The sequence below is a fragment of the Methylocapsa palsarum genome (assembly GCF_900114285.1).
Taxonomy (GTDB): Bacteria; Pseudomonadota; Alphaproteobacteria; order Rhizobiales; family Beijerinckiaceae; genus Methylocapsa; species Methylocapsa palsarum.
Window position 1 is genome coordinate 1 of record NZ_FOSN01000043.1, and the last position, 7,517, is coordinate 7,517.

4 protein-coding genes and 3 pseudogenes are annotated in these 7,517 nt (G+C 57.3%); 4 read left to right on the top strand and 3 right to left on the bottom strand.

Annotated elements, in window-relative coordinates; all coding sequences use genetic code 11:
- Positions 1-1,107: 1,107 nt before the first annotated feature.
- Positions 1,108-1,492, bottom strand: a pseudogene (locus BM177_RS18865) (oleate hydratase).
- A gap of 282 nt (positions 1,493-1,774) precedes the next feature.
- Here BM177_RS18865 and BM177_RS19765 point away from each other — a divergent pair.
- Positions 1,775-2,362 carry a hypothetical protein gene (locus BM177_RS19765; protein ID WP_139223748.1) on the top strand — a complete coding sequence of 196 codons (588 nt, stop codon included), beginning with the start codon at positions 1,775-1,777 and terminating at the stop codon, positions 2,360-2,362.
- Positions 2,363-4,208: 1,846 nt separating this feature from the next.
- On the opposite strand, the gene BM177_RS18890 is transcribed toward BM177_RS19765, so the two are convergent.
- The gene (locus BM177_RS18890; protein WP_342028944.1) at positions 4,209-4,499 is read right to left on the bottom strand and encodes a hypothetical protein; all 291 of its coding nucleotides are present in this window, start codon (positions 4,497-4,499) and stop codon (positions 4,209-4,211) included.
- A gap of 568 nt (positions 4,500-5,067) precedes the next feature.
- On the opposite strand from BM177_RS18890, the gene BM177_RS18895 reads away from it, so the two are divergent.
- Complete coding sequence (locus BM177_RS18895; RefSeq protein WP_244532453.1) at positions 5,068-6,150, top strand: patatin-like phospholipase family protein; 1,083 nt, start codon at positions 5,068-5,070, stop codon at positions 6,148-6,150.
- A gap of 256 nt (positions 6,151-6,406) precedes the next feature.
- On the opposite strand, the pseudogene BM177_RS18900 reads toward BM177_RS18895, so the two are convergent.
- Positions 6,407-6,598 (bottom strand): annotated as a pseudogene (locus tag BM177_RS18900) (transposase); the annotation flags it as partial.
- Between BM177_RS18900 and BM177_RS18905 the strand changes: the two are divergent.
- Positions 6,580-6,858 (top strand): annotated as a pseudogene (locus BM177_RS18905) (glycosyltransferase family 4 protein); the annotation flags it as partial. The pseudogenes BM177_RS18900 and BM177_RS18905 overlap by 19 nt on opposite strands.
- An 80-nt stretch (positions 6,859-6,938) precedes the next feature.
- Positions 6,939-7,517, top strand: a 579-nt coding sequence (locus tag BM177_RS18910; RefSeq protein ID WP_139223750.1) for an MgtC/SapB family protein, incomplete at its 3' end; no start/stop codon positions are given.

A 7,517-nucleotide genomic window follows, 5' to 3' on the forward strand; every position in this document is an offset into this window, starting at 1 on the left:
CAAGACTCGCCGAGCGCCGGCGGGAGACTCCTGCTCGTGGAGACCTCAGACCGCGTCGGTTAGTGAAGGAAGCCCACATTCGTGATTTCTGGCCGCTTTCGGGCAGGGGCCACATGCAGAGCGACCGCCAGGGGCGCTCTGCCACCGGTCGCCTCGCCCTCGCTACGACTGCTTTCGGGACGAGCTGATTAGCGCCTGAGCGACGAGGTTGGGTCGAGAGCGGCTAAACGGCGGACGCTGTTCCGAGGCAAACAAGGACGAGGCTTAGGGCGCGGAGTACGACGGTCATCAGACAGGGCGGCGACTTCGGGATGGGCAAGCGTCCCATGGATAGCGTTTCGCGCTGCCAACCGGAGATGATAAGGTGTTTTCAAGTCTCGGAAGCGGAAGAATATTAGTCTTATGGCTTTGCTGTGCGACATTTTGAGATCCTTTTCGGTTGCGGCGGCGCATGCGCCGTCACGACCGAAGCCCCACAACGGCGGCGGGCCAGTGGGGCGGGATCCAGGAGAGGGGGCGACAGGCCTTACCCCGGCATGCCCACAGTCACGCTCTCTTCGCTCCGGAAGTCCACTCGTTTCCTGATGAAAAAAATGAACGCCACCTCGCGGATCGCGCGGTCTCGCCAATTGCCGCGCGCCCGCCACGGCGACCTCCTCGAAAGAACATTTTGCGAGAAAGGATCGCCTCCATCCAGCGGCGTGAGCGCGCGATGGGTTTGAGCAGCGAGTCCTATGCGTCGACGTCAATAATATTCGACGATGCGCCCGGCGCAAGGCGACGCCCTTTTTCGGTTTCCCTTGCGGACGCGAAGGGGATGCGCTGTTCCCTTGGCTTTTGCGGCCGGTGAAGCGCGGCCGAGCCGTCTCGTGACGTACCTTCGAAGCGTCAAATTGAGTCGATCGGCGCGGATAACGATCCGCTCCACTTGACCGCTCCGATCGAGCCATGCCGCAGATAATCGCGAATATTTTCTGCAGCAGTTCCTCGTCCGCGGGGACCATCTCGATATTTTTGCTCTCTCTCTGATAGCCAAGCGGGACATTGCACACATGCACGTGCCTTTGCGCTTGGAGGCGGCGATCTTGTCGCGCACCGGTCCACCGATCACCTCGAGTGCCGATCGAAACCCGAGACCATGTGCGCGAACCGCACCAGATAGCGTTTAAACTCGACGGCGCTGTGCCAAGGCTGGAAGGCGAAAGTGGTGCACAACATAAACCAGAAATTGGTCTTGAAGAACGTGGGGCCAAACTGATCAGCGATGCTGGTCTTGCCCAGCATCGCCTCGGGTGCCAGCGCCCGGCGTTCGATCGTCAGGATGTGCAATTCGCTGAGGCCGAATTCGGGCGCGGTATACTGCGGCCGTCGCGGACGACGTCTTCATCGTCTCGTTCCAGTCGAAGATCTCCCGCGTGACAGTCTTGCTGCCATCGAGATTGGGAATAAAAGAGAGTAGCTCGTAGGTGCAGAGGTATTTGCTCTCTAACATGCGTCCGCCGCGCGGCACATAGCCGCAATTTCATTCGCGAGGAAATCATCATGAACGAACTCCGCGAGCCGGTGGCGTTGGCGTTCGTCAAGCGAGTCCATAGAGCGGCTTAGCGGCATTTGAGATCTTCCGCAGCTCGGCGGATTGGGCTGCGAGGGTGTCAGCTTGAGTTTGCATGATCGCGATGTCGTCGAGGTCCCTATTGCTGCGGACATCGCTTCGCGCGCCAACGGCGGTGTCGCCGTCAGCGATCGGAGAAGCTGACACAGAGGCGCGCCCGGTTTGAAGGTCATGCTGGTTCGCCGTCCTGTTGGCGTGGTTCGTCGCGATATCGTGCAACGCAGTTTCAGGCCTGTTCCAATGTTTGGCCTGGTCCTCAGTGAGGCGGAGGTTCGCCTTAAGAACTGCGATGCGGGCATCGGAGCGGTCAACGCTTTGGCTGATCGAGAGCGTAGACCTTTCTACGCTATTGTCTCTCCCGAGAGCGAGTGCGGTGATGGCGAGGACCAAGGCTGTCGCCATTCCCATAACCGCAAGGGTGGAGACTATCGTTTTATTCATGAGCACTTCTCCCAGGCTGTTCTTCCATTTCAAACGAGCGCTTCGCTATCAACCACAGTTGCTGCTCACAGTCTCGTTCTTGCTCTAGTCTCATTGGAAGTGCTAATAGTGGGAGTGGCGATGATGGAAGTGAGAGTGATGATGGCCACGATGATGATGCCGAGGCGCGCCAACAACACCTCTGACACCACCCACGACTCCTCCGGCTACCCCTCCCACAACGCCGCCGACCGCCGCGCCAACCGGCCCAGCCGCGCGTCCTCCCTCCGCAGCGCCTCGTTCACCACCGCCAATAACACCCTGCGCTAGCGCAGCATGGGACATCAAAAACGATGCTATGACGCCTACGACTGTTATTAATCTTTTGGTCAAAAGTATTTTTCCTTCTTTCAGGCAATCCAGCGACGTCTTCGGTGATGTCGTGTAGCTTGCTAAATCCACGATGTTGGCCAAACGCGAATTAAGTTGCCTAACGTCATCGGATCAGATTTGTAATTATTGATGATACTATGCGCGGCGCGCGCCGCGTAGGGATACCGTCGGAAACTACTCAGGGTTGGCAAAAGCCTCTCAGGCAGGCAAAAGCCTCTAAGAGATGATGTCGTGAGTAGTTTCCGAACCTTCCTATTCAGTTTCACGGCTTTTAATGTGGGCGAGACTTAAGTTTCGCAGTTTATGTCAAGACTATAAGACATGGGAGCGGTAGCCCTGATAGCGCCTCGAACTTGCCCCGTTGAGGCTTAAACTTGACGAAAACTAATCTATTTTCGAACTTTGTTATAGAATTGGATGAAATGTGAACGTCGCTCACCTAGGGGCTCAGACTAATGCGAACGTGGCGACGCTTGTCGGCGATGCGGTGAGCTTGTGCACTGAAAGCTTCGAATGCGCAATGATTTAACGAATACCACAGGATCATTCTGGGCTGTAGAGGCGTGGGTACGAGATTGCAAGGCCGCGGCGCCGAACAAATCTTTTTCGGCGCAAGCCGTTATTGTTGAACACCGTATAAAGTAGCAGCTGAGCATCAGACGCCATCCCGCCGTACGGTTGTTTCCGCAGTAGCCTTAAGTACCTTGTAACGGTCCGCTTGGTCGCCCTTCAAATCCTTTGATAGGAGAGGCGCGATGAGCACAGTTTTGATCATATTGATTTTATTGTTCTTGTTTGGTGGCGGGGGTGGTTATTACGCCTATAATTCCTACGGGGGCTGAGGCGTCGGGGGTGTGCTCGGGACGGTTCTTATCGTTGTGCTGATCCTATGGGCGCTCGGCTTGGTGCACTGAATACCAATAGAAACGCGCCCTTGTGGGGTCTCGCCCGTCTGAATTATCAACGTCCTTTCGTCTCAGTGCCTGGATCGCCGCATCCCGGACAAACAAACCCTCATCGACGGAGTCGTAGCTTAGGGTGATGGTCAAAACGCCAACAACGCCAAGGCTTATTGGCAGTTCGCCACAGTGGACGCCCGTATCAAACTCAAGCATCTATACCAGTCACTCTGACTGAATCGAGCCACTAGCATGATGTCAAACCGACCTACACCTCGTCTTCGGGCGCCAATCTCGCGCCTACTTAGGAGAACAAAAATGAGCAATCTATTGAAGATTATCGCTTCCGGGCTTGTGCTGACAGCCGGCGGGTTAGGCCTCTTTGGCGTTTCCGCGTCAGCAACGCCGAGCATCGGCCTCCCTGCGATTTCAGAAGTGAGTCATCTAACTGATGCTAGCGGCGTGTCGATTGATCATGCTCAATTTCCATGTACTTTTCCGTTGCCATGTGGATATGGTTATTACCAGCCCACTTATTATAGCGGCAGATACTATGTAGGCCGCCATTATGGGGGTGGTTACTATAGGGGAATGCACAGGGGACCCAGCTATTATGGTCGAGGCCATGCGTACGGCCACTATGGGCGCGGCTATCGAGGCGGTGGTCACGGAGGTTGGCATAGATGATTGTTGCGGCCCAGTAGGATTTCAAGCGGGGTCATGATTTGATCGGTATTGGAAATGGCGGCAAGTCACGGTGCCGGATCCGCGGGCTGCAAATAGGCATGGATGCTCCGCCGCCGAAAGGTATTAGTAGATTATTTTCTGCGCTTGCAAGCCGCCGATGTATGAGAAATAGATGATGACGACGCCGCCACCGGCCGTCATCGGGCGGAGGGCGAAGGCAGGCTCTTTAATTTGTGCCACCCTCTCGGCTTCGCGGGCTGACGTCGCGGCGAAGAGAGAAGAGTTTCGTCGCGCAACGCCTTGACGGCCGCGAGTGCCTCGCGCCAGGCGAGCTTTAATGACGGCTGGAATGCGTCGGCCGCGGCGATTTGCACGAGAGCGGCGGCTGGAACGCCGCAGCGCCGCCAAAGATCATCGACCGACGCGAAGGGACAGTCGGCTCGTGCGCCGATGATGGCGGCGGCGTTGAGATTGGAAAGGTCCCGCACACCGACTCGCAGAAACTGCTGAGTCGCCTCATTATTGACAAGAAAGAATTTGTTGTAGAGAAACTGATTTATTGGATTAAGTCAAAAATGGTTCAAACAAATCACAATAGAAAAAAGGGCCTTGCTTAATAGTTAGTAGGAGCAGCTCATATTGTTGGTCCTTGGTCCTTGGTCCTTGGTCCTTGGTCCTTGGTCCTTGGTCCTTGGTCCTTGGGCTGCGTTCTCCTGCTATTATCTTCCCGGATGTTCGGTCAACATTTTTCCGGCGTTCGATTAACGGGATGTGAAATGTGGCTTTGATACATCCAATTTCCGCATTCCCGATTGCGGGAGAAGGTGATACCGCGGTCAACGCCGTGTCCCGGCCCAAATGGCACAGGTCAAGCGCTCAGTTCGGGGACACCAGCAAAGAAGCCTATCATCGGGGAATTGATACTTTGGTCCGCGACTAACGGGGGAATGCCAGTATATGAGGCACAGACATGGTGCTCTCGCGCTGGCTTTGTGCATAGTGCTACTCGGCGCTTGCGCCAGCGTGCCACGGACTGCCTTTACCGAGGCTGACCAGATGGCGGCGGTTCCAATCGGCGGGCGCAGCATTCGATTCTGGGCTGACGCGCCGGTGAGCGTATTCCATGATGCCGCGCGACGCGCCGTCGTCCAGAAGGGGCGACCGTTCATCTATCTGGCGTTATCCGGTGGCGGTGGGAGCGGCGCCTATGGTGCTGGAATTCTCAATGGCTGGACGGAATCCGGCACGCGCCCCGAATTCAGCGTAGTCTCCGGCGTTTCGACGGGGGCTCTGATTGCTCCATTCGCCTTTCTCGGTCCCACCTATGACGGAACTCTCAGGCAAATGTACACGAGCGGCGAGGCGGCAAACTTGATCCGGCATCCCGACCCACTCGGAGCGATCTTCGGTGCGGGCCTGTTCGGTCCCGGGCAACTAGGCCGACTCGTCGAGCGCTATATCGATGATGATTTGCTCAATGCCGTCGCGCGCGAGGATCGGAAAGGGCGGCGCCTGCTGGTTGTCACTACCGATCTTGACGCGCAACGCGCCGTCATCTGGGATATGGGCGCCATAGCCGCGAGGGGTGGACCGAAGGCATTCAAGTTGTTCCGCGAAGTTCTCGCCGCCTCCGCCAGCGTTCCCGTCGTTTTTGCCCCCCAGCTCATCGATATCGAGGCGAACGACCGAATATTTCAGGAGATGCATGTCGACGGCACAGTGAGCGCGCCGATTTTTACCTTGCCGGACGCGTTACTGTTCGGCGGTAAGACGATTGTTTCGCGCGATGTGCGGCCAGCTTTGTACCTCATCGTAAACGCCCGCATTGACGCGGGCTTCGAGGTTGTGCCGAACCAGGCGGAAGTGATCGCCGCACGCGCCTTCACTACTATGAATAGGGTCGGCACCCAGGCGGTGCTCGCCCAGACCTATAACGTCGCTAGTCGCGAAGGCTTGAGCTTTCATCTCAGCTACGTCGGCAAAGACGTTCCCTACACTGGCGGCACCGGTTTTGAGACGGACGCGATGCGCCAGCTCTATGCCTACGGCTACGAGAAAGCCCGCTCAGAGTCATTCTGGGAGACCAAGCCGCCGCAGATTGAGGCAGCGAAGGAAGCAGCAAAGTCAGCCAAGCGATGACCCTGAAGTCAGGAGCTTGGGCAGCCTTTCATTTTATCGCGCCAGTGATCATACTCACGAGCGAAGACCGGGCCGAGCTTGCCCCCATTATGCAGCGCTCTCGCATGTATGGCGCCAAAAAGGCGCCACGCTCGGGTGTTTTTCGTGATTTCAATTCCTTGCAGACGCGCCGGGTCTTTTCCCGCTTCGGCCGGAGGTAGGGGCGGAGAATGTTTGCGGGTTGATGGGAGGGTTCGATCTGCCAGGCGCTGCGTGTGATAAGGCGTGGTATGCGCCCGAGCACAAGGTGTAGAATATCTTGGGCGGGGCACGACGTCGGCAGATGAACCTTAATCATCGTCTTCATCTCGACAGCGCGGGCGGCGACTTTGATCAGGCGTAGGCGCAATGTGTCGAACTGCGCGACGCGCCACATCGAACGTTGAGGCACTGACATGCGTAGGCGCCATGTCGCCCGACATAGAAATCGCGAAGCGGTCGGGCATTCCCTTCAAAATAGCGGCCAAAGTCGACGATGCCGACCTCGTTTATTTCAAAAACGAGATCCTGCCCCTTCTCAAACATCCGCTCATAGAATTCCTGGGCGAAATCAATGAGAATCAGAAATGCGAATTTCTCAGTAAGGCGCGAGCGCTATTGTTTCCGATTGGTGTGATGATCGAAGCCATGTGGTCTGGAACGCTAGTTATCGCTTGGCGCAACGGGTCGGGCCGCCGAAGTGATCACTGACTTGGTCAGCCGCAAAGGCGGTCCAAACGTCGATCTCAAAGGAACGATCAGAGAAACAAATGGCCCATCTCGATCCTGTGATTCTCCGCCGAGGTGTCGCTCTGGGGATCGGCCTCCTGATCGGGACGGAGCGCGAGCGCCGGAAAGGGGAGGGGGAGGACCGTGCGCCAGCGGGTCTTCGCACCTTTGCGCTTGCATCCCTCAGCGGCGCGATTGGTTTCGTCACCGGCGGCGTGCCTCTCCTTTCGGTCCTGATCATCGGCGTTTTCGGCTTGACCGCACTGGCCTATTGGCAGGCGCGTGATGAGGATCCCGGCCTCACGACGGAAATAGCCCTCAGCGCCACGACAGTCCTCGGCGGCCTCGCAATGACGCAACCGGGGCTCGCGGCCGGCGTCGCCGTCGCGGTGACAGTCTTATTGAACGCGCGATCGGCGCTCCATGGATTTGTACGCTCCGGTCTGAGCGAAGGCGAAGTCCGGGACGCGCTGATCTTCGCGGCCGCAACGCTGATTGTTCTACCGCTCCTTCCGGATAAGGCGTTGGGCCCTTTTGGAGCGCTCAACCCCCACGCGATCTGGATCATCGCCATCCTCGTCATGGGCATCGGCGCCTTCGGCCATGTCACAGTCCGCCTT

Bases quoted from the DNA above. Each gene is read 5' to 3' on its own strand.
- BM177_RS18895 (WP_244532453.1), top strand. From the start codon at position 5,068: ATGGCGGCGGTTCCAATCGGCGGGCGCAGCATTCGATTCTGGGCTGAC.